Source organism: Cyanobacterium sp. uoEpiScrs1 (genome assembly GCF_947331815.1).
Taxonomy (GTDB): Bacteria; Cyanobacteriota; Cyanobacteriia; order Cyanobacteriales; family Microcystaceae; genus Rippkaea.
This window is the reverse complement of record NZ_OX373462.1, coordinates 984,184-1,008,049: the sequence shown is the minus strand read 5'-3', so window position 1 is coordinate 1,008,049 and position 23,866 is coordinate 984,184. Positions and strand designations below refer to the sequence as shown.

The 23,866-nt window shown below is 32.2% G+C and carries 16 protein-coding genes and 1 tRNA gene; 8 read left to right on the top strand and 9 right to left on the bottom strand.

Annotation, left to right across the window (positions count from 1 at the left end; genetic code table 11):
* Window positions 1-50: 50 nt before the first annotated feature.
* Window positions 51-404 (bottom strand): 50S ribosomal protein L20, encoded by a 354-nt coding sequence (gene rplT, locus OXU93_RS03490; protein ID WP_267384495.1) that lies wholly within the window; start codon window positions 402-404, stop codon window positions 51-53.
* Between the two features lie 79 nt (window positions 405-483).
* Window positions 484-687 carry a 50S ribosomal protein L35 gene (rpmI, locus tag OXU93_RS03485; RefSeq protein ID WP_267384494.1) on the bottom strand — a complete coding sequence of 68 codons (204 nt, stop codon included), beginning with the start codon at window positions 685-687 and terminating at the stop codon, window positions 484-486.
* An 871-nt stretch (window positions 688-1,558) separates the two neighbouring features.
* Here rpmI and leuS point away from each other — a divergent pair.
* Window positions 1,559-4,123 carry a leucine--tRNA ligase gene (gene leuS / locus OXU93_RS03480; protein ID WP_267384493.1) on the top strand — a complete coding sequence of 855 codons (2,565 nt, stop codon included), beginning with the start codon at window positions 1,559-1,561 and terminating at the stop codon, window positions 4,121-4,123.
* A 292-nt stretch (window positions 4,124-4,415) separates the two neighbouring features.
* On the opposite strand, the gene OXU93_RS03475 is transcribed toward leuS, so the two are convergent.
* A complete protein-coding gene (locus OXU93_RS03475) occupies window positions 4,416-4,559 on the bottom strand; it encodes a hypothetical protein (protein ID WP_267384492.1) in 144 nt (47 codons plus the stop codon).
* A gap of 198 nt (window positions 4,560-4,757) precedes the next feature.
* On the opposite strand from OXU93_RS03475, the gene OXU93_RS03470 reads away from it, so the two are divergent.
* Together OXU93_RS03470 and OXU93_RS03465 are read left to right on the top strand one after the other, a co-directional pair.
* Window positions 4,758-4,830: transfer RNA gene (locus tag OXU93_RS03470), tRNA-Ala, on the top strand.
* Between the two features lie 877 nt (window positions 4,831-5,707).
* Window positions 5,708-6,733, top strand: a complete 1,026-nt coding sequence (locus OXU93_RS03465; protein ID WP_267384491.1) for an AI-2E family transporter — start codon at window positions 5,708-5,710, stop codon at window positions 6,731-6,733.
* 479 nt (window positions 6,734-7,212) lie between these two features.
* On the opposite strand, the gene OXU93_RS03460 is transcribed toward OXU93_RS03465, so the two are convergent.
* Window positions 7,213-7,680 carry a hypothetical protein gene (locus OXU93_RS03460; protein ID WP_267384490.1) on the bottom strand — a complete coding sequence of 156 codons (468 nt, stop codon included), beginning with the start codon at window positions 7,678-7,680 and terminating at the stop codon, window positions 7,213-7,215.
* 466 nt (window positions 7,681-8,146) lie between these two features.
* Between OXU93_RS03460 and ald the strand changes: the two genes are divergently transcribed.
* Window positions 8,147-9,232: an alanine dehydrogenase gene (gene ald / locus OXU93_RS03455; protein WP_267384488.1), complete on the top strand. Its 1,086-nt coding sequence runs from the start codon at window positions 8,147-8,149 to the stop codon at window positions 9,230-9,232.
* Between the two features lie 247 nt (window positions 9,233-9,479).
* On the opposite strand, the gene OXU93_RS03450 is transcribed toward ald, so the two are convergent.
* A complete protein-coding gene (locus tag OXU93_RS03450) occupies window positions 9,480-10,766 on the bottom strand; it encodes a TldD/PmbA family protein (RefSeq protein ID WP_267384487.1) in 1,287 nt (428 codons plus the stop codon).
* Window positions 10,767-12,074: 1,308 nt separating this feature from the next.
* Between OXU93_RS03450 and OXU93_RS03445 the strand changes: the two genes are divergently transcribed.
* Both OXU93_RS03445 and OXU93_RS03440 read left to right on the top strand, forming a co-directional pair.
* The gene (locus OXU93_RS03445) at window positions 12,075-12,509 is read left to right on the top strand and encodes a ferritin-like domain-containing protein (protein ID WP_267384486.1); all 435 of its coding nucleotides are present in this window, start codon (window positions 12,075-12,077) and stop codon (window positions 12,507-12,509) included.
* 285 nt (window positions 12,510-12,794) lie between these two features.
* Window positions 12,795-14,309, top strand: coding sequence for a sensor histidine kinase (locus OXU93_RS03440; RefSeq protein ID WP_267384485.1), 1,515 nt, complete (start codon window positions 12,795-12,797; stop codon window positions 14,307-14,309).
* 399 nt (window positions 14,310-14,708) lie between these two features.
* Here the strand turns inward: OXU93_RS03440 and OXU93_RS03435 are convergent, their stop codons facing one another.
* The 3 genes from OXU93_RS03435 to OXU93_RS03425 all read right to left on the bottom strand — a co-directional run bounded on the left by OXU93_RS03435 (window position 14,709) and on the right by OXU93_RS03425 (window position 18,248).
* A complete protein-coding gene (locus OXU93_RS03435) occupies window positions 14,709-15,620 on the bottom strand; it encodes a branched-chain amino acid transaminase (protein WP_267384772.1) in 912 nt (303 codons plus the stop codon).
* 166 nt (window positions 15,621-15,786) lie between these two features.
* Window positions 15,787-17,562, bottom strand: coding sequence for a M61 family metallopeptidase (locus tag OXU93_RS03430; protein WP_267384484.1), 1,776 nt, complete (start codon window positions 17,560-17,562; stop codon window positions 15,787-15,789).
* 2 nt (window positions 17,563-17,564) lie between these two features.
* Window positions 17,565-18,248, bottom strand: a complete 684-nt coding sequence (locus tag OXU93_RS03425) for a Crp/Fnr family transcriptional regulator (protein WP_267384483.1) — start codon at window positions 18,246-18,248, stop codon at window positions 17,565-17,567.
* Between the two features lie 255 nt (window positions 18,249-18,503).
* Between OXU93_RS03425 and OXU93_RS03420 the strand changes: the two genes are divergently transcribed.
* Window positions 18,504-19,550, top strand: a complete 1,047-nt coding sequence (locus OXU93_RS03420; RefSeq protein ID WP_267384481.1) for a fatty acid desaturase — start codon at window positions 18,504-18,506, stop codon at window positions 19,548-19,550.
* Window positions 19,551-20,122: 572 nt separating this feature from the next.
* Window positions 20,123-21,625, top strand: a complete 1,503-nt coding sequence (locus OXU93_RS03415; protein WP_267384479.1) for a UDP-N-acetylmuramoyl-L-alanyl-D-glutamate--2,6-diaminopimelate ligase — start codon at window positions 20,123-20,125, stop codon at window positions 21,623-21,625.
* A 985-nt stretch (window positions 21,626-22,610) separates the two neighbouring features.
* Here the strand turns inward: OXU93_RS03415 and OXU93_RS03410 are convergent.
* Window positions 22,611-23,486, bottom strand: a complete 876-nt coding sequence (locus tag OXU93_RS03410; protein WP_267384478.1) for an energy-coupling factor transporter transmembrane component T family protein — start codon at window positions 23,484-23,486, stop codon at window positions 22,611-22,613.
* Window positions 23,487-23,866: the final 380 nt, after the last annotated feature.

Below are 23,866 nucleotides of genomic sequence, written 5' to 3'. Positions count from 1 at the left end.
AGCGAAGTTTCTTCAATTAACTGAATTCTTCGCTGTTGACTCTAGTTTAATCATTTGGCTGTGTTGGCCGTTTCGACTACTTTTTCAAAAGCTTGGGGATCTGTAACAGCCAACTGCGCTAACATTTTACGATTAAGTTCAATATTAGCTTTTTTGAGTTGTCCAGTGAGTTTACTATAACTTACTCCATGCATCCGCGCTGCAGCATTAATCCGAGTGATCCACAGACGACGAAAATCACGTTTCCGTTTCCGGCGATCACGATAAGCATTCCGTAATGCCTTCATTACCTGTTGATTCGCACTGCGGAATAGTTTAGAGTGAGATCCCCTAAACCCTTTAGCTAATTTAAGAATTTTCTTACGACGTTTACGAGCAACATTGCCCCGTTTTACCCTTGTCATGAATGACTCTCTACTTAATGTTTTCTAAACAGTTGTCGTTTGAGTTAGATTTTAGTAATCAGGTCTTTCTCTACCCTCTTTAAAAATAAGGGAGCATTAGACGTACATTTGCTTCATCCTGTTCGCTAACTAAAGAAAGTTGGGATAAGCGACGGTACTTACGCTCTGAGCTTTTATGTTGTAAAAGGTGATTTTTAAAAGCTTTTCGACGAAAAATCTTTTTACCACTTCCAGTCAGGCGAAAGCGCTTAGCAGCAGCTTTGCGGGTTTTTAGTTTAGGCATGAGCTTAAGGTAAATTTGAAACAATTCCTCACTGTACCACATTCTAATATAATTGTACAAGGATAATCTAAGATATGATACTGTATATTTCAGTAAACAATGATATTGCCAATAATAATAAGAAGTTATAAAAACATAGCTGAGTTTAACAAGTAAAGTCAAAGATTATCAACTGTTGATGCTTACAAAAACACAATTACAAAAAGATATGTTTAGAGACACTTAGTGTTTATGAGTATAAGTTTTATTTAATAAGTTTAAAATTAGTATAGATAACTAAAGCCAAACATCCTTATTTTTACGAATATATATAAAAATATAAAGAATAGGAATATTAACTTATAATGGTTGTAGAGTTATTCTTTATGATGCCTATTAATTTGTTATAACTAATAATGTTGATCAATAATTTGCTTTCAAATTACATACATTCAATATACTATCGATTTATTTTTAGTTTTAAGGCTTGAATTAGATAGCATTTATTCACTGTTTAAATAAAAGTCTTTTAATTCTAAACTAAAATAATTATGAGATTATTTTTGAATTTCCATATTAAAGTTAGAGACTTCTCTCTGTACGATCATGAGTTTAAACAAGTAGGTGTAAAGATAGAAAAAAATGGTGAAAAGTCAGCTATCATGAATATCAATTTATTCAATAGTTTACTTTTATAAAATAAAATTATATCTTGTTTTATAAAAGTAATTTTATTAGATGGATAAATAATAATCCAGAATGATATGGATTTTTGATTGCTTATTCTATCCCGACAATAATTAATGAAAACTTCTAGATTAAGTACTTCTAACTTTCTCCAACAATCATGGATAATTGATCATGAACAAATGTTAACGGTGGAGAAATATTTGTGGAGTCTCAATACAAAGCAACAGCAATTGAACAAAAATGGCAACAGGAATGGGTTAAACAGAAGTTAAATAAAACTCCAGATAACAGCGATAAACCCAAATTTTATGCTTTATCTATGTTTCCATATCCTTCAGGCAACTTACATATGGGACATGTTCGCAACTATGTCATAACTGATGTGATCGCTCGCCTAAAACGATTGCAAGGATATCGTGTATTACACCCAATGGGGTGGGATGCGTTTGGGCTTCCAGCCGAAAATGCGGCTATTGATCGTGGTATTCCCCCTGCAGAATGGACATATAAGAACATTGCCCAAATGAAGCAACAACTACAAACTTTAGGAATATCTATTGACTGGGATCTAGAGCTTATTACTTGTTCTCCTGAGTATTATAAATGGACACAATGGCTATTTTTAGAATTTTATCAGGCAGGATTAGCTTATCAGAAAGAAGCGGCAGTTAATTGGGACCCAATTGATCAAACTGTATTGGCAAATGAACAGGTGGATAGTGACGGTTATTCCTGGCGATCAGGTGCTAAGGTAGAACGGAGACAATTGCGTCAGTGGTTCTTTAAAATCACTAATTATGCGGAACAATTATTAAACGATCTTGATAAACTTCCTGGGTGGCCTGATCGCGTTAAATCAATGCAAGAAAACTGGATTGGCAAGTCTGTAGGTGCATATTTAGAATTTCCTGTTAAAGGAAGTCAAGAAAAGATAGCTGTTTTTACCACTCGTCCCGATACCGTATATGGGACAAGTTATGTGGTCTTGGCCCCGGAACATCCCTTAACGCTTAAGGTAACCACAAAAGAACAGAAAATAGCAGTAGATTTGTTTATCAAGACAGTCGCTAATGAAACCGAAATAGAACGAACTGCAGAGGATAAACCAAAACGAGGGGTTTTAACAGGAGGAATTGCTATAAACCCTTTTAATGGTCAAGAAATACCTATTTTAATTGCAGATTATGTCCTCTATGGGTATGGTACAGGTGCTGTAATGGGAGTTCCCGCACATGATACTCGTGACTTTGAATTTGCAACTCAGAAAAAGTTACCTATCAAAATTGTTATTGTTCCTGATAATTCAGAAAATATGGATCTCACCCTAACAGAAGCATATACCGGATCTGGCATTATGGTTAATTCAGGTAAATTTGATAAAATGCAATCTATAGAAGCCAAAACAGCAATTGTCAAATATGCAGAAAAAGAAGGCTATGGTAAAGCAAGAATACAGTATCGCCTAAGGGATTGGTTGATTTCTCGTCAGCGTTATTGGGGGTGTCCTATTCCTATTATTCATTGTCCAAGTTGTGGCATAGTTGCAGTTCCTGAGCAAGATCTACCAGTAAAATTACCGGAAAATATTAAATTTACGGGGCGAGGTGCATCTCCGTTGACAAAATCAGAAGATTGGATGAATGTTACCTGTCCCAGTTGTGGGAAACCGGCGAAACGGGAAACCGACACCATGGATACTTTTATTGACTCTTCTTGGTATTATTTACGCTACACTGATGCAAACAATAAAGAGGAAGTTTTTAACGTTAAAAAAGCTAATGATTGGATGGCTATTGATCAATATGTAGGAGGTATTGAACACGCTATTTTACATCTCTTATACTCTCGTTTTTTTACTAAGTTCTTACGGGATAGAGGGTTGATTAATGTAGATGAACCTTTTAACTGTCTTTTAACACAAGGAATGGTACAAGCCATAACTTACAAAAACCCAAACACAGGTAAATATATTCCTTCAGATCAAGTAAATTCTGAAGATCCGAAAGACCCTAATACGGGAGATAAACTAGAAGTCTTTTATGAGAAGATGTCAAAGTCTAAATATAATGGAGTCGATCCAGAAAAAGTAATTGCAAAATATGGAATAGATACAGCAAGAATGTTTATTCTATTTAAAGCACCTCCAGAAAAAGATCTAGAATGGGATGATGCGGATGTCGAAGGACAATTTCGATTTTTAAATCGAGTTTGGCGGTTAGTTAGTAATTATGTAAATAATAAATCTAAAACTATCAAAAAAACTAATAACCTAACCAAGGTTGAAAAAAAATTACGACGAGCAATTCATACGGCAATTAAAGAGATATCTGAAGATTTAAAAGGAGACTATCAATTTAATACTGCCGTATCAGAACTAATGAAATTAAGTAATACACTTAATGAAATCAAATGTTTAGATTCTGAAGTGTATCAAGAAGGTATAGAAACTTTGTTGATTTTACTCGCACCGTTTGCTCCCCATATTGCTGAGGAATTATGGCACAATTTAGGTTACAAGAACTCTATTCATTCAACAAATTGGCCGAAGCTTGATACTAATGCTTTAATTGTGGATGAAATTACTCTCGTTATCCAAGTCATGGGTAAAACAAAGGGAACTATTCAAGTATCGGCAACTGCAACTAAAGATGAGTTAGAAAAACTGGCTTATAAGTCAGAAATAGCTCAATATCATTTAGGAGAAAAAGAAGTAAAAAAAGTCATTATTGTTCCAGGAAAATTAGTTAATTTTGTGATTTCTAAATAAGTATAAATGGTGGGTAATTATTACCCACCATTTATACTTATTTAGTGTAAATTGATTCAGCAAAAACAATATTATTTATAAGCATTTAAAATATTAAAACATAAGTTTTTAGTGCGTATAATTTACACATTATGTTAAAAATAGTTATCAGCCACAATAATAGATGTTAGGTTTATTTTTTTGTAGTAAATATATTTATTGCCATATTTATATCTTCAAATAAATGCTAAGATCCAAAATAAAAAAGCCTGACTAAATAAGATAGAAATAGAGACATCTTGTTTTTTAGTATTCAAAGATTTAATGTTCGAAGATAACGTTTCCAAATATAAAATCCTAGATTAATTAACTGTAAACTTTGTTGTACTTTTTTGAATTTCCAAGTAAGTTCTTGGTATTGTTTTCTGACTTGATAGATTTGGAGTTGTCTATCCATAATCATTACAGGTACCTGCTTAAAAATATAGTTGATCTGTTGTTTAATCTTTGTTGAAATTCTAGTAGTCTTAATAAGAATACGATAGACTTTCCAAAGCTGAAAAGCAACATAAAAATTAAGAATTGTTAGCATTAAATTACAAAATATAACAAATACAAGCATTCAATGTTATGATAACTGGTTATAAAACCTTATGGGGAATTAGCTCAGTTGGTAGAGTGCTGCGATCGCACCGCAGAGGCCAGGGGTTCGACTCCCCTATTCTCCATTCCTAGACAGCAGTCAGAAGTGATTGGAGCTAACTTGTGACAAGATTTAACATCCCATTGTAGAATCTAGACTAGATTTCTGACCTTTTTATTTTCAATTTCTTAAAAAACTATTTTTGTATTGTGTGATACTAAAGATGATATTTAGTACCCTCAAACTAGGTATTCTTATTAGTGATGGTGGTAAACTTTAAGTTTCATATACATCAATAGTTGATTAAAATTTATACTATTCCTTAAGCAATATTTTATTGTTAAAAACAATTTGATTCTCCCACCATATATCATGATACTTTAGTTGTATTCATTTAGAAAATATAAGTTTATTTTAATTATTTTTTTACAAAGACATTATTTAATTCTATATTGTATTGTCAGTTTAAAGCTATTAATAATTTTTAGAATTAGTATAATTTTATTTAAAGAACTAAGATATTTTGTTAACATTTTATATTTTAAATATCAAGTTTTTTAATGATATTGTCTATTTAGAGCTTGACTATATTTATAGTGAGTTATTAAACTTAAACTTAGATGTTGCAATAAAAAATATCACGTTTTTTATATCTTGGAAAAAGTTTTATCTAATTTAGGTAGAAAGTAATTAATATTTTGTTCTAGTAGAATTTAACTAAGTATAGACAAAACTATAGACATGGTTAACCATAAAATTTATTTTATAATAAAAGTATTAGAATTTTCAACTGTCTTTTTAATTATAATCAAGTATGAAAGAGAACTGGTGACGCTTACCCTCACCACATTTAACGTAATTATAGAAATCATCATTCTTTTTCTATTAACAGTTTTTTTCCTAACCTGGAGACTGAGAAATCTCCCATCTATTAGTTTTTATATTAAAAAGGATTTAATCAGATGAATTTTTCCCAATGGCTGGGGTTTACAATTATAGCTATTACTCTCTATATTTTATGGCATATTAGACAACTAGTATCGTTGTTTTTTGCAGCTGTTGTAATTGCTAACGGGTTAAATCATTTAGTTAAATGGTTTCAAAAAAGAGGTATTAAACGTAGTTATGGAGTCTTAATTTCTACGGGAATATTATTAACTGCAATGGTGGGTTTTTTTTGCATTATTATTCCTCCTTTCACTAACCAATTCCCAGAATTAATTCAGTTAGTTACTCAAGGCATTAAACAGTTAATTTTAAGTTTTAAAAAACTTGTTTCTACATTAGACTCAGAATGGATTCCTGAGTTCCCTAATATACAAGAACTAACTCAACAATTACAACCCTTAGTTAATCAAATTGCTGGACAGGGTTTATCCGTATTTTACAATACTCTTACTATTCCTTTGAGTTTACTTTTATTGTTAGCATTGACTTTGATGTTGTTGGCTAATCCTCTACCTTATCGTCAAGGGTTTATTCGATTATTTCCATTATTTTATAGGCAAAAAATTGATAAGATTTTATGTAAGTGTGATGCCGCACTACAAGAGTGGTTGATTTGTGTTTTATTTGATATGCTAGTGATGGCTTTATTTAGTTTTATTGGGTTATTAGCATTAAGAGTTCCTTTAGCACTCTCTCAGGCAATGTTAGCAGGGATTCTTGCTTTTATTCCCAATATAGGTCTTGTTTTAAGCATTATTCCTCCTATGGCAATTGCTCTTATAGAAAGTTCATATAAATCGATTGTCGTTATTATTTTATATTTTTTAATAAAAGAAATACAAATTTATATTTTAAATCCATTAATCAAACGAAAAAAAACATCTTTACCGCCGGCATTTATTTTATTGTCACAACTATTTTTTACAATTATTTTTGGTATTATAGGATTTTTTCTTGCTCTACCTCTAGCCGTAGTTAGTGAAGTTTGTCTGAAAGAAATATTGCTCGTAGACATTCTAGATAGATGGCAAGAAAAATAGTAACCAACACGATTATATTAGTTGCCATTTATTAATAACTTTGCGTAAAATTATAGGCTGTAAAATTAATAAATGATTATGTAAATTGACATTGACTATACCATAAAAATTAGTTACTTATCTTTTGATAAGATACTTTTAGTTGAAGTCGTAATACATCAATAGAAAAAACACTTAATTTTTAATAAAAACATAGTATTTTTTACAAAGAATAATTTTTATATATAAGTACTATTTGATTGATTTCCATTTTATAGACTAAATAATATTTGTAATGTGATTAACATCTAATTGAAAACTACTCAACTACTTATATATAGATAAAATTAGTTATCTGTTTGCAGAATATTATAAATAGATTTATATAACCGGATTAAATTATCTATTTTAGACCTTAACATGAGAACATTATTGTAAAAATATCTGAAAATTTTATTATTATATTTTAGATTTTTTATTCAAAAATATAATAATAAAATTTAATATAAATATATTCCTCCATTACTTTGTAAATTGATAGCTCTATGCCCTAAAAAATTTGGATTTTTTTTATTTATTATATCTGTCTCAATAAAAACGATAATTTTATTATCTTCTTCTACTTGTACATTAAATCGAAGAGTTAAGGGGCTATCGGGATCAACAGAAATGATCGGATAAATAACAATATAAGCAGAATCACCAAAGTTTTTTAAACTCCCCGTTTCTTTAGGCTTAAGGGACTGAGGATTAGTTGATTTCAGATCAGTGATATCATATTCCATAGGAATCTCCGTTGTGTTGATTAAGACAACTTCCACCGAACGCCTAATATCAAATCTACCTACAGGTTGCCAATAACCAGGCTGATATGTTTCAGCAGGTGGATTTTGGGCTAATATTTGACGAGGACTATTTATTGTAAATATGGCTAATAAAACTGCTATTTTTTTGTAATTGAACTTCATACAGAGAAAAATTTAGATAAAAATAACATCAATAATCGTAACACAAACCATATAAATTAAATAAAAAAAATACTTATTTTTAAATATATATCATGAGCTAAACAATTTTGAAAATAGTAAATATATAAAAATTATATTGTCAACAAAAAATAAGTAATCTACTTAAAAAGTACAAAAATATACATACTTTCGATAAAAATATATAAATCAACAAAAGAGTATTTAATATTTGCTTATTTTTTATTAAAGCTACAAATTTAAATAAACAAGATGGCTATTTGTATATATTAAATTATTAACTAATTGTCAATCTTTTAACTATTTTAAAGATTGTTTGTAATGATATTTATCTATTTGCTATTTTTAAAGCATTTAACATTAGTGATAATTACTTTTATGGATAACCCCATCAACTTAAATCCTCGTTACATTATGATAAGTAACATTCATTAAAGTGAGGACGATAATGGAGATAGGCGTTCCTAAAGAAATTAAAGACCAAGAATTTCGTGTGGGGTTGAGTCCTAGCAGTGTTAGGGTCCTACGTGATCGTGGTCATCTTATCTTTGTCGAGACTAATGCGGGGATGGGTGCAGGATTCTCTGATATAGACTATCAAAAAGCAGGAGCAAGTATTGTCCCTACTGCAATCAATGCTTGGGACAGAGAGTTAGTTGTCAAAGTTAAAGAACCTCTAATTGAAGAATATCCTTATCTAAACAAACCCCAATTATTGTTTACTTATCTTCACTTGGCAGCTGATCGCTATTTAACTGAGGCATTGATAGATTCAGGAATCACCGCAATTGCCTATGAGACTGTAGAATTACCCGATGGAAAGCTTCCTTTATTAACACCTATGAGTATTATTGCGGGGCGGTTAGCGGTGCAATTTGGCGCAAGATATCTAGAAAAACAACAAGGAGGACAAGGAGTTCTGCTAGGGGGAATTCCTGGAGTACGTTCAGGTCGTGTAACCATCCTGGGCGGTGGTGTTGTCGGAACTGAAGCAGCTAAAATTGCTGTAGGAATGGGCGCACAAGTACAAATTATTGATATTAATGTTGACCGATTATTCTACCTAGAAAGTTTGTTTGGATCACGAGTTGAATTACTTCATAGCAATGCATCTAATATTGAGTCAATTGTCCCACAAGCTGATTTATTAATTGGAGCAGTGTTAATTTCAGGAAAACGTGCTCCTATATTAGTTTCACGAGAATTAGTCAACAAAATGAACCCAGGCTCAGTCATTATTGATGTGGCGGTAGATCAGGGTGGCTGTATCGAGACTTTACGAACTACATCCCATACTGCTCCAACATATGTAGAAGAAGGAGTCATCCATTGTGGGGTTCCTAATATGCCTGGAGCAGTTCCTTGGACAGCTACTCAGGCTCTCAACCATAGCACATTACCATATGTGATGAGAATAGCTGATCATGGTTTATATATATTAGACAAAGATGTTGCTTTAGGAAAAGGCTTAAATATTAAAGGAAGTCGTGTAGTACATCCAGCTATTCTAGACGTTTTTCCTGATTTAAAGTAATCTAATAAAAGATAAAAATTATATAAGTAAAAAATTAAAAATACAAAGTTTGATTAACAATAGTATATCCACAGTATTTACTTTTATGTAAAATTTACCAACTCTATTTATATCTACAGCATTACATATTTTATTTAGTCTAATTGACAAAGTTTTAAACTTGAAATCACTTACTACTATTAATATACAATTATTTACGATGATAATTTGTATATATTATATTTTTGATATAGTTATAAATTTATATTTATTCACCAATAACTGATAAACCTTCTACCACTAATGATGGAGTATAATAACAACTATTCCATCGGGAATCATTTCCTAGTCCTATCACACGTTTGAGGGCAGTATAGATATTTCCAGCTACCATAGTATCTTTCACCCTACCTGTAATTTCCCCTTTTTCAATTCGATATCCTAGGTCAACATTAATAGAAAATTCTCCCGAGATATCTGCTCTATCTCCCAACATTTGATCTACAATTAGGGCACTATCTAACTGACTAATTAGTTCATCAAGTGAATGAGTGCCTGACTTAATAATCATATTCCCTAAACTAGGAGTTGGATAATGTTCCAAGCCCGGTCGGAACCCATTTCCTGTACTATTTTGATCTAATTCCCTGGCAACAGTACGATCACTGTAAAACTGTTTTAATTGTCCTTGGACAATTAAGGATAAGGGTTGAGTAGGAGTTCCTTCATCGTCAAATGGACAAGCATAAGGATCACGCTGAAGATCTTGGAATAAAGTAATTTTTGGTGATATAATTACTTCACCTAATTTATCACCCCAAGGAGAAGAGTTTTCTAAAACTCGCTTTCCATTGATTGCGTCAGCCACTGTTTCCCACAACATAGTAACTGCATTAGGAGTAAATAGAATGGGAATTTTTCCTGTAGGGGGACTTACATTTTTATCAGCCCATTGTAACCTTTGTAAAATCCATTTGATAACTGTATTTGGGCTAGGCTTATTTCGAGTTAATTCCCCATCATAAATACCTAAAAAATTTTCTCCCCTAACTAATTCTAATCCCAAATCATAGTTAATAGATGTTTCTTGATATTGACAATGGAGTCCTTGGGAGTTCACTAATAAGGTTGTATGTTTTTCACAACTAAATTCACCGTTACAAATAACGTCAGGATAAGTATCTTGAAGTTGGGCAATCATGTTTTTCCCTATTGAAATTAAGGTTTCAACCGAGATATAATGCCCAATGTCGGGATAAATAGCGATACGGGGCTTACTCAACTCCATAGTTTCGGATGAATTTAGTTGAGACAGAGCGATTGCTTTTTCTACCAACTCGTGAGGGTCAATAGAACCATAGGCTACTGCTAATCCTGGACGTCCTTGTTTCCATAAACGTAACGCAGTTCCTTTAGACTGTTCACTCTGCAGTTGTTTAAGACGGTTGGCTTCAAAAAAGACTGGACAAGATGAGGAACTTAACTGATAAACTTCTGCCTCTGACACGTTGGATTTTAAGGCTAAGTCGATAATTTCTTGGGGATAAATTGTCATAGGTTAAATAATTAAATACTTAAGTTTTACTGAACACAATGAGTAGGTAGTTGAATTATCTTTGCATATTTTTAATTGTTTTTTAGATTGATTGCAGTTGCCGTAATTTATTATAAATCAAAACAAGTAATTTTTATGTTTCTATATTCTTGATTAGCAGAACTTATTTAGTTCACTTTCTTATGATAAAAATTTAACTTAAGTAGTTGAATTGTAAAATTGATTAACAAGTAATTTTATATAAATAATTTTTACTTGACTAAATATAAAAATATGATGTGATTTTAAAAATAATCATTGAAAAAGTCTGAAATAACATATGATAAGTTTAATTGTAATAATTTACAAAACTGTTTGAACTTTTTTGTCAACAAATGAAATATTATTTCATAAGCATAGTTAACCATAGTAAATTCAGTTATAGTTTGTTTTATAAAAAATTAAAATAATTAATTCATATATGTAACCAATTAAATTATTATCCTCAGTAGTATGTAATCTTTAATTAGATTAAAAAGTAGAATAAGTATCTCTAATATATGTCAAAAAATACATAGAATTACTAATATAGTTCTTTTGAACTATATTAGACAAAATATTTGTACCAAATTAATGAACTGCTAACATATTTAAATATAAAAATAATAATTGTTATTAAACAATGATAATGGTTAAAACAAATTATATACTCATGTTACTTTGACACATATATAGTTTAAAAGCAAAATAAGTAAGATATATGTATTTTGGCAATTGCATTATTTTTAAAATTCAATAAAACTTATAATATGATTTAAGGCACAAGGCATAATACACAGCATTTTTGTTGAAAAATGGAGTAGTAAATATTTTGAATAAAAATTATCGATGATAATGATAATTGTAAAATCAGTAAATTTGTCTAAAGACAAAAAAATATTGTTAACACTTGCAAACAACAAAAAGGTAATTGACTAAATACTGATTTTAATGGTATAAGTCTACTGGTACAATCTTTAATAATATTTAGTTTTAAATATTATTAAAGATTATTATAGAAATCTTTTATTGTTTTAGTACAGATGAATATTTATTAATTAGAAACAGACTTGCTAGTCTAGCTAAAGACAAATTTTGAGATAAAACAAATATAAAAAATATTTATTAAGTAGATATTTAAACTTTAATAATTTTAAATATCTACTTAATAAATAAAAGATAGTTTGTAAATAATGATCGTCTCCTGACAACTAATTCAATTTATCTTGACAGACTACTATTAAAGGTGTTTCTATTGGCATAGAACTCTACTTTGTAATAGGTACTGAAATGCGAGAACTTGATCGCGAAAAAACCAATAAACTTCTAAACTCAATTATGGAGTACGAACTAGCCGGAGTTGTCCGCTACACTCACTACAGTTTAATGGTCACAGGACCTCATCGCATTCCTATAGTGCAGTTTTTTCAACAACAGGCTACTGAGTCCCTTCTTCATGCTCAACAAGTAGGAGAGATTTTAACTGGGCTAGAAGGCCATCCTAGTTTATCAATTGCCTCCATAGAGGAAACTAATGAGCATGACTTGCATGCAATTCTGACAGAAAGTCTCAACCATGAGAAAAAAGCTTTGGATCTGTACAAGGAATTGTTGGCAGTTGTAGAGAATGGAAGTGTCTATATCGAAGAATTTGCTCGCGGGATGATTGGACAAGAAGAGCTCCATAATATTGAACTAAAAAAAATGTTACGAGATTATGTCTAAATTTTGTATTTAGTTGATAAAAAAATTGCTCAAGAGCTTAATATAATTAAGCTTCTGAATATGGATTTTTTATTTTTTAACTTTAAAAATTAGGACTAATAAGTTTATAGTTTTAGTCTCTAATTATTTATTAGAGACTAAAACTATAGAAAAATTAATGCTTTCTATTTATATGTCGGAGATCACGATTGATTAGTTCGGTTTTACTACTGTATTTATACCCCAAATAAAATTACCATTATGGGTGCATAAGGATAGACTAATATTAGTACTGTGGGGAGATTGATGGTTTCGTCTAATGGGTTATCAATGAAATTAAGTGACATTATCAATCATTACGAAACCATGGCGGTTGATACTTGTCTGTCGTCGGCTGCATCAGCAATTACTAGAAGTATCAATCAGACCCCAGATAAAATAAACCGAGCTAAGTCGAAAGCCCAAGGGCAATGGTTTGGAGCTATTGCTACTTTAGAAGAAATTTTGCTGTCCCAGGTTGAAAAAAAACCGATGGCAGACGATGTTACTTGTCAAGGGTTAATTTTATCTGCTCCTACTACAGTCCTTTGTAATCAGTCACTCAATTGTCAATTTGAAACAGGGGTATTTATCCCCCAAACGGAGCGGAAGTTGACCTTAATACGGTCTCAGCTTCCGGCTGCTTGCAAAAGTGAATCGCACACCGTGACAACAGCGATAGAACTTCCTCTGCTTCCGGAAGATCCTCTTATTACTGAACAATTTTGCTTAGTATTGACCTCCGGTTTTGGATTACTTGCAGTGTTGGGAGAAGATATTCAAGGACTTCCTGCTTTTCAGTTCTCTTTTGACCCAGAGGTTATCAATCAAGGGTGGTTGGCTTTACGATCACGGTTAGTTGTTACTGGTCATCCCCTATTACCTCAGTTTGATGCTCTAGTTAGACATTTTTCCCCTTCTGCTCCTGACTATCGCTTAGTTACACTATTTAGTCGATTATTACTATTTCATTTGCCTGAAGTATCTACTGCACATTCAGAAAAGCATCGCCCCATCCATTGGGAGCCTCGAAGCAAAGAAAAATCCTCATTAGAACTTATCAATAATGCCCCAGATGTAGCCTTACTTCAGGCATTAACCCATGAAATACGCACGCCTTTAGCTACCATTCACACTATAACACGGTTGTTGTTGCGTAATGAAGGATTAACTGCCCGAATGACTAAATTGCTCGAAGGGATTGATCAAGAATGTACGGAACAAATTAATCGGATGGAACTAATTTTTAGGGCTGCTGAACTTCAAATTACTTCCAAAAAGCAGCGACCAGTTAAATTGGTTTATACTTCATTGGAAAATGTCCTAAATGAGAGTATTCCTCGTTGGAAAAAACAAGCTCAACGACGTAACGTTATTCTCGATATACTGATTCCTCGCAAACTACCTCAAGTCGTTAGTGATCCGGAGATGCTTAATCAGGTGTTAATGGGATTGATAGAAAAGTTTACCCGTAGCTTCTCTAACGGTGGAAATATTCGCGTTAAAGTTACCACCGCAGGTCACCAACTGAAATTACAATTTTGTACAGAATCTTCTTGCCCCCATAATCCTTTAAAAGCTTTAGGCGGGCTGTTAATGTTTCATCCCAATACCGGAGGATTAAGTCTTAATTTAGATGTAACGAAAAATATGTTTAATATCTTAGGCGGTAAATTGATTGTGCGTCAGAGATCACAATACGGACAAGTATTCACTGTTTTTCTTCCTTTGAGTCAAGATTCTAGCAACCAGAGTTTAAATTCTTTTTTTAGCAAAAAATAGGAAAAGACGGTTAAATAAAGAGATTAAGTAAAAATATATGAATTAAACAATATTGAAAAACGTCATGGTTATTAGCAACATATTCAGTCAAATGCTACAAGATTAAGGATTTTCCTGGATAGTAACTGTTGCTAATTAATACTGCACAGAGCAGAATGTTGAACCTAAAATAATTTCTGTAGACCGTTAACCGTAGTAATAAAAGGATACTTATCAAGTAAAATGTTGCTAGTCAGTTTCAGCAATTTTTAGCAATTATTTATATCCATAAATCGTAAATGACTATCTGAACTCCCCATTAATATAGGTTTTAAAAAGCTGAAATTATTAAGCATAACCTTACTTATTTTCAAATGAGAATTTCAAGTAAAATTATTTCATTCTATAACTTAAGAAACTTTAAATGGCAACAGGATATACCCAGTGTTTATATTCTGGATCTTTATTTTCTGTAATAGCAAATAATTTATTTCGTAGTTTTTCCATAATTGGACGTTCTTCAGGCATATTAAAGGTTTCAATTCGATTAACAGGAATAATTTTCGCAGCAGTTCCACATAAAAATACTTCATCAGCAATAAACAATTCTGATTTATCAACAGGCCTTTCAATAGTCTCAATGCCTAAGATTTTGGCTATGTGTAAAACACTATCTCTGGTGATTCCCTCTAATATATCTTGGTCTAGCCCAGGAGTAATTAATTTGCTATTTCTCACGCAAAAAATATTCATTCCTGTCGCTTCACAAACTTTACCTTGAGAATTCATTAGAATAGCTTCATCAAAACCTGATTCTACTGCTTCTGTCTTTGCTAAAGCTGAGGTGATATAGGCCGCACTAATTTTACCCCGTAAGGGAAAACTACGATCTTCCTGACGACACCAAGAACTAATACGGCAACTGATTCCTTCTGAGGATAAATAATCGCCCATTTCTAAGCCATAAACAAAAAAATCTTTTTCAATATTATGAAGTCTAGGTGCAATTCCCAATCCTGAGGTATAGACTAAAGGTCTAATATAAAAAGAAGTTGATGGCTTATTTTTTCTTACAAAGTCAATAATAATCTGTTCAATTTTTTGCGCTGGTAATTCATAATTTAAGAATCCTGCACTTCGACTCAAACGCTGACAGTGACGATCTAAACGAAATAACAAAATTTGTGAAGAATTTTCAGGATCAGGAATTCCCCGCATACCTCCAAAAGCTGCTGTCCCATAATGTAGCCCATGGGTAGCAATAGAGATATTCGCACTTTTGAAGGGAATAAATTGATTTTGAAAGTAAGCAATAGGAAGAAATTGATGCATCACTGGTTCTATGAGTTATTGGGTCTCATGCCCTATGTATTTTTATTATTTAAGATATGTCCTAATTATAGGCACAAACTAATCCTTTTTCTAGAGATTAAGTTATAGTTTGCTGATTGAAGATTTTAAATACAAAGTATAGCCTCTAAAATTAAAAATAACCTTCTTATTCTTGTCCCAGCCAATCCATCAGTTTTTGCTTTTGTTCACTAGATGGATAATCGATATAAATCACCTCATATCGACTGGGTTGAGGATCTGCTAGAGTAACGGGAAGAGTTCTAAGTTGATCTTGATGAAAGACCGTAACTGAGATAGTATCATTGCTGTGGTAGTCTTTTAGACGATCATTAAGTTGGCCTGGATTAACGCGGATCCCATTTATCGCCAATAACTCATCATTTATATCAATTCCTCCTATCTCAGCTGGCGATCCAGCCTCAACAAACTTAATAATTTCTTTACTATTTTCTGATTTAATTCGTATCCCTATAAAAGGGATGATATCAGAATCTAAGATTGGTTGTAGCTTTAATCCAAATGGTTTTAAATAATCATCAAAAGGTAAATCTTCGGTAGCATCAAGATAATCTGTGAAGAATTCTTGTAACTGAATTTCAGCTACTGATTCAATTGTCTCTTGTAGTTGTTGAGGGGTAAACCCAATTTCCTGTTTCCCAAATTTTTGCCACATCTGACTCATGACATTATCCAATGATCGCTGATTATCATGATGTATTCGAATTAACAAATCTAGAAGTAATGAGACTAACTTACCTTTTAAATAATAGGAAATCTGAAAATTATCACTATGGGCATCACTACGATATAATTTAATCCAAGCATCGAAACTTGATTCACTTAAAGGATGAATCTTGCGTCCTGGTGTATTCAAATATCGAGTAATATCTTTACTTAAAATGTCAAGAAAATTAGCAATATTATAAATTCCTGCTCTTAAGGGCATTATCGTGTCATAATAGCTAGTAGTTCCTTCTAAAAACCAGAGAGATTTAGTGTAATTTTCTTGATCATAATCAAAAGTTTCTAGAGCTTTTGGTCGGATACGTTTAACATTCCATAGATGAAAAAATTCATGAGCTACCAACTGAATAAAACGATTATATTTGTCTTTATCTCGAAAACCAAAACGGGGATAAATTAGAGAGCAAGAACTTTTGTGTTCTAATCCACCCAAATTACTTTCCGATAAATGTAGGATAAATAAATATTGATCATAGGGAAGTTCCTCATATAATTTTGCTTCTACTTCGATAATCTTTTTTATATCTTCAATAAGAGTAACTGGTTGAATATTGCCTGTTCCCCAAATCACTAATTGATGAGATTTTCCTAATACTTCAAAAGTATAAACATCCTGAGTTCCAATTTCAAATGGACTGTCCACCAATGTATCATAATCACCTGCTTGAAACAAATTAATTTTTCTCTCAATTCCAGGTAAAGCTGTGCTAACTTTCCACCGAGCAGTTGGGGGGATTATTTGTATAGTAATAGATTGTTTATCTAGCCCCGGAATAAAATAAAATAAGGCGGCTCCATTAAAATAACCATGAGTCTTATCTAAATGATTTGTTCTAACGGTTAGCTCATTAGCATAAACATGATAGTCTATCGTAATATCATTAGTATTTCCTGTTTCAATTATCCAATGATTTTTACTAACTTTTTGATTGAATAATCTTGTTTTATCTTGACTAGAATATGCATTAAAATACTGAATATGTCTAGTATATTCTCGTATTAAATACGAGCCAGGAGTCCACACTGGCATGACTAGTTCTAGAGTAGGCTTTCGCCATTCACTAACCTGTAGATTTACCTCAAAAATATGAGAATTTGGTTGAGGCATGGCTACAGTGTAAGCAATGATTGGAGAGATTTCAGAAATATCTGAGTTATCGAGTGTTATTTTAGTCATGCTTAGAGTTGTTGAGAAAAATGATGAATTTGTTTAAGATTACTTAAATATAAATTATGACCAATCAAGTCAATTTCTAGACAACCTTGACTTTGTAACTGGGTTATTGCTGACTGTAATTCTTCTAGAGAAACATCAGCAATATCTGCTAAATCTTGCTCAGGAAAATAACAAATTTCTGTACCTTTCTCAGTTGATTTACCATAGGTTTCTGCTAATTTAATTAAAGTTTTAGCCAACCTAACTTTAGGAGACTGTTGACGCAATTGAAGACGGCGATAAAGCTGACGAACCCGCCGGATTTTTAGCTGTAACATTCGATGATGTAATTGAGGGTCTTTAAACAACATCTGTAGAAAGCGTTGAGCTGAAATACTCAATAATTGCAACTCAGATAAAGATATAATTTCAATTGACTTAAGGGATTCCTCAAGAACCTCCATTTCTCCAAAAAAATCTCCTCGACTAAAAATCTCTAAAGTTGTTTCGGAACCCTGGTAATGGGAACGGACTTTAACCCAACCAGAAACGATAAAGTAAACTGCTTTTCCCCAATCATCCTCCCCCACAATTCTAATATCAGGGGGATAGTCTTCTTGGTCTACAACTGATAAAAACCACTCCAATGTCTCTGGATTAGCTGTATGGAACAAAGGAAACAGTTCGCTAATTGATTGAGTCTCCATGCAAAGTGTGTCAGTTTTTTACTGAAATAACGGGTTAGGAAATCACAAGAGATCTACCATTCCATTACACTATACTGTTTGTCAACTAAGATAGGGTGGCTCATGGATTGTGATATAACTATTAAGGCTCAACCTAAAAGATTTTTATTCATGAGGGGCATATGTTATTTCCCCATTTGGGATGAATTAGTTTCTTTATGTTAATTCAGCTTTTTAATTACTCCGGATTCATTATTTCAACATTATTCATCGTTCATGACAATACTGACTAGTCCTACTCAATACAAAACCCCACCACAACTTGACCCAGGAGTGCGTTTACGGGATGTTATCAATACCCTTCCTTTGGAAGTATTCATCAAAGACCCTCGTAAGGCATGGGTTAAGGTAATTCTAAATATTTTTATAGTAGCCTTAGGAATGGGAGCTTTAACAGTCACTCCTTGGTATTTACTGCCTATTCCATGGGTATTCACAGGAACTGCTCTAACTGGACTATTTGTTATTGGCCACGACTGTGGTCATCGTTCCTTTTCTAATCGTATTTGGGTTAATGATTGGGTAGGACATTTAGCTTTTATGCCGATTATCTACCCCTTCCATAGTTGGCGTATTCTCCATGATTATCATCATAAACATACCAACAAACTTAATGTCGACAATGCTTGGAATCCCATTACTGTAGAATTTTATGAAAGTTTTTCCCCGTTTGCTAAATGGGGATATCGTCAACTCAGAGGACGATTTTGGTGGTTTGCATCTGTTGTTCATTGGGCTAAAATTCATTTTGATTGGACAACTTTTACTGGAAAAGAACGAAAACAGGTTCGGTTTTCTGTACTAGTTGTAATTTTTAGTGCAATTATTGGGGGTCCTCTGTTGTTAATGACCCTTGGCGTTTGGGGATTTGTTAAATTTTGGTTATTACCTTGGTTGATTTTTCACTTTTGGATGAGTACTTTTACCCTAGTACATCATACGGTACCGAATGTTGCTTTTAAGAAAGCTGACCAATGGAATGAAGCCCAAGCCCAGTTAACTGGTACAGTTCATTGTGACTACCCTCGTTGGGTAGAGGTTCTCTGCCATGATATCAATGTTCATATTCCTCATCATATTTCTACCGGAATTCCTAGTTATAATTTACGCAAAGCCCATCAAAGTTTAAAGGAAAATTGGGGAATTTATCTTTCTGAATACCGTTTTTCTTGGTCTTTAATGCGAAAGATTACAACTCAGTGTCATCTTTATCATCCAGAATCTAATTATCAATCTTTTAAAGACTATTACCATGACAAATAAAAAATTAATATTTTTTCCCTGAACTAGTAAAGGATGTTAACTTTCAATTTTAATAATTTAGGGAAAATAAATCTAGAGGCGTTGTGTTCAACGTCTCTGTGTCGGTTTGATCATAAGAGTATATAAACAATTTAATTGATTTACTAGTTTTAAAATATAGAAGCTGTTATTGTCTTAATAAAATCAAAACAATATAGGAAATTAGATGATTAGCATAATGTACAATTCAAAAATATGAAGTCTATAAATAATAGATAAACAAGAACAACTATGCAACTTTTAATTAAATAGAAGTTATAAAAATTAAAACCAACTTCTATAATTCAGTAATTAAAAAATGTACTGTAGAGGCAAGCTTATTAGTTTCTTATACGTAAAATATTCCTCGATTTCACGAGAATATTTTACGTATAAGAAATAATTGTTTATATATTCATTAGCTACTTTAGAAGATATACACTATTAATGTAATTAACTTTATATTTCTCTGGAAAGTTTTTAGAAAATTCTGCTAATATCACTCATAACATATCATTAAATATGACGACAATTCATTATTCTAAATAATTCTTATGGTAAAAATACGAGATTTATTGACAAAAGTTCCTATCATAGAAAAAAGTTCTTCCAATAAGTCCCTTGATCTCCAAATTAAAGGTATTTGTACTAATTCTCATGCTTGTCAACCAGGGGATCTATTCATAGGAATGCCAGGAACCCGTGTCGATGGTGGACAATTTTGGAAAAGTGCCATAGAAGCAGGAGCGATCGCAGCTATTATTAGCCCTAAAGCAGCTGCCCAATTCCCCCCGACCCCTGATACTTGCATTCTTATAGCAGAGGATATGGTGACAGTTTGTGCCCAAGTAGCAAATATATTTTACAATTATCCTAGTCAACAATTAAATATGATTGGGATCACCGGAACTAACGGAAAGACTACCAGCACTCACTTAATTGAATTTTTTCTGACTCAAGAACAGCAGCCTACAGCCTTATTTGGAACTCTATATACTCGTTGGCAAGGGGTTGAACAAACTGCTGTTCATACCACGCCTTTTGCCGCAGAATTGCAAGAACGACTAGCCGAAGCAGTGGCAGCTCAAAATCAATACTGTGTTATGGAAGTGAGTTCCCATGCTTTAGCTCAGGGAAGAGTTAAAGCATGCCAATTTAAGGTAGGAGTTTTTACAAATTTAACCCAGGATCATCTGGATTTCCATAAAGATATGGAACACTATTTTCTAGCTAAAAGCCTTTTATTTAGCCCAGAATACCTTACAGAACGGGCCATTATTAACCTAGATGATCTTTATGGAAGACGGTTAATTGAGGAGTTAGATTCTAGGCGGGTATGGAGTTACAGCGTTAGTGATGAGACAGCAGACTTCTATACAAGTGACCTCACTTATGAAGAAGTGGGAGTGTCAGGCGTTTTACATACACCGCAGGGAACTGTTCCCTTCACCTCTCCTTTAGTCGGACAATTTAATCTGTCTAACCTTTTAGCAGCAATTGCAACAGTTTTACATTTCAGGCTAGATTTATATACAATCGTTGCTAAGTTACCTGAATTTACAGGAGTTCCAGGGCGGATGGAACGGGTTAAAATTAGTAACAAACAAGATATCAACGTTATTGTAGATTATGCTCATACCCCTGATAGTTTAGAGAATTTACTCAATGCTGCTCGTCCTTTTATTCGAGGTAAGATGATTTGTGTTTTCGGGTGTGGTGGAGATCGTGATCGTACTAAACGTCCCCTTATGGGTCAAATTGCCAACCAATTAGCAGACGTGTGCATTATCACTTCCGATAACCCACGAACTGAGAACCCTCAGAAAATTCTAGCTGATATTTTAGAAGGGATTTCTGAACCAGTAAATCTAATTGTTATTAGTGATCGTGCTGAGGCCATTGATCAAGCTATTCAACGAGCAAAATCGGGAGATGGGGTTTTAATTGCAGGAAAAGGCCATGAAGATTATCAAATTTTGGGAACAGAAAAAATTTACTTCGATGATCGCGAACAAGCTAGAAAAGCTTTAGCTGTAAGATTAGACTCGATTGTCTGAATATTATTGAAAGTAAATCAAGTATTCCATTTTTTAGTACAAGGTTTCTAATCTAAATTATATTTTATTTACCTAAATAAATACAGTATGGAGATATTCAGTCTTAATTAGTTAAGGTATGTAACTTTTTACATAATCAATTATATTGAATGCAAGCAATATCTACTTTAAGAGAAAACGTGTTTCTTTCTGGTTTACTAAAATCAATCAAGTATAAATTTACCCTGCTGGACAAGAAATATTAACTATGAGAAAAGAGAGATCCTTTTCATTAACTTTCTTTATTGAAATTTACCTAAAAAGTATGAACTAACAATGGGGTGAATTTATGTATATATTTCACTATATCTGTAAACATAATAATTAACACCGATTTAGATTAATAAGGAGAGTAAGATAAATTATAATGTTGAAAATCGCAGAAAAATAATGCTGTTAATTAACTTTAAACTCAAATAAATAATAACAATATTAATTGCTTTGTATTTATATTACTTATTACTTAGATAAATGTATTTTATTGTAAAATTTTTAGCCTGAAGTTTATTTAAATATATTTTAGTTATTTTATTATTTTTATCTATACTAAAATTGTTCTATTCAATAAACTGCTGCGTTATATTTAGGTATCAAAAAAAATCTATTATTACTGTTCTAATATGTATTTTGTCTGTTGTTATAACCAATTTATTTAGGTGAATTATTATTTTAAAAGCAATAAGGTTAGTTGGATATTTATTTATTCGCTGTTCAATCAATTATTTTATCGATAGTTTAAGTATTAATAAATTTAAAGGTTAACAACTTTTATTCTTTTTGGATAAATGGTTATTGATGAGGTTATGATTTAAGATTCTAAAGAAAAAAATATAAAACTTTGTCCTTTAGTTTTTTAAATTTTATGGACTTATAGCATAGTAAATTAGCTATGCTTATACAAGCTATTAACTATACTTCAATTAGAGTATTATAACTTCTATTTATATCAAAACATTTTTCCCAAAACAAATCGTGCCCACCAAAAAGGAATCAAAATAGCTAAAGCAACCCAATCCCATTGAATTAGACGCAATTGATGCCATTGAGATCGATATTCATTAGGATTTGTAAATCCCCTAATTTCCATTGCTACAGCAATTTCTTCAGCTCGTAGTAGCAAGTTTTCTAGTAATTTCTCAACTACAACTAGCCAGACTTGTAAACTACGCTTAATACCTAATTTCTTCCAATTAATTGCCCTAGTTCTGATTGATCTAGCTAAATTTTGTAACTCTTCCAACACGAGGGGAATAAAGCGTAACGAAAGAGTTAAAGTGAGCATGATTTCTGTAATAGGTAGTTTAAAACGACGCAAAGGCTCTAATAAATCCTCTAACCCAGCAGTAATTTCTTCTGGAGCAGTAGTTAAAAGATAAAGGTTAGTGCTATAAATAAGAATGAAAATCAAAGTACTAATGCGAATTCCTAACTCAACAGACCGACGAGTAATCAATCGTCCTTTGTCAAATAAAATATAGTTATAACTAGTAGGTTGTGGCAGAGATAAATCGCTATCTAAGAGTCGAGGTTGGGCATTAACTGCTAAACCATCAGGGGCGATTGCTGTGATTATAAGTATAAGAATTGAAAGAATGATTAACCAGCCCATCTGTTGTCGCCACACTCTTAACGGAATCCCGACGGTTATGGTCAATAAGATTAGAATTCCAACGATTCCAAGTTGCCAGAAAGGATTAGCTAAAATGGGAGAGGCCAGAAACGTCATTAACCAAGCCAACTTAACTCTAGGATCGAGTTGGTGTAACCAAGTAATCGGTTTTTCGAGATAGAGTCCAATTGGAAGTGATCGCAGTAGGTCCATGATAAAAAATTTAGACTATTATTCTCAACCTCAAAAAATAACAGTTAATATAAATACAAACAAGATTATTTTTTTTACAGAGACTAATACCATCATAACTCATTAATTTCTTAAGTCATTTTCTCAAAATTCAGAATACAATCTTAATAATTAGTTCTTTAATTCAAGACTTTCCAGTCATTAGGAACACCAACAGTGATTGGGAACATCATGATAGTATTTTTAATGTAATTACTATCCAAAAGATTTATCGTTAGCACAAAATTTAAAGGTACTAGCTTGTACTGTATATTTTTTATTAATAAATCTGTACTTTATAAATATTTTCACTCAAATAATAGGAAATACAAGTACGGTTAATGAACTTGACAAATGATAGT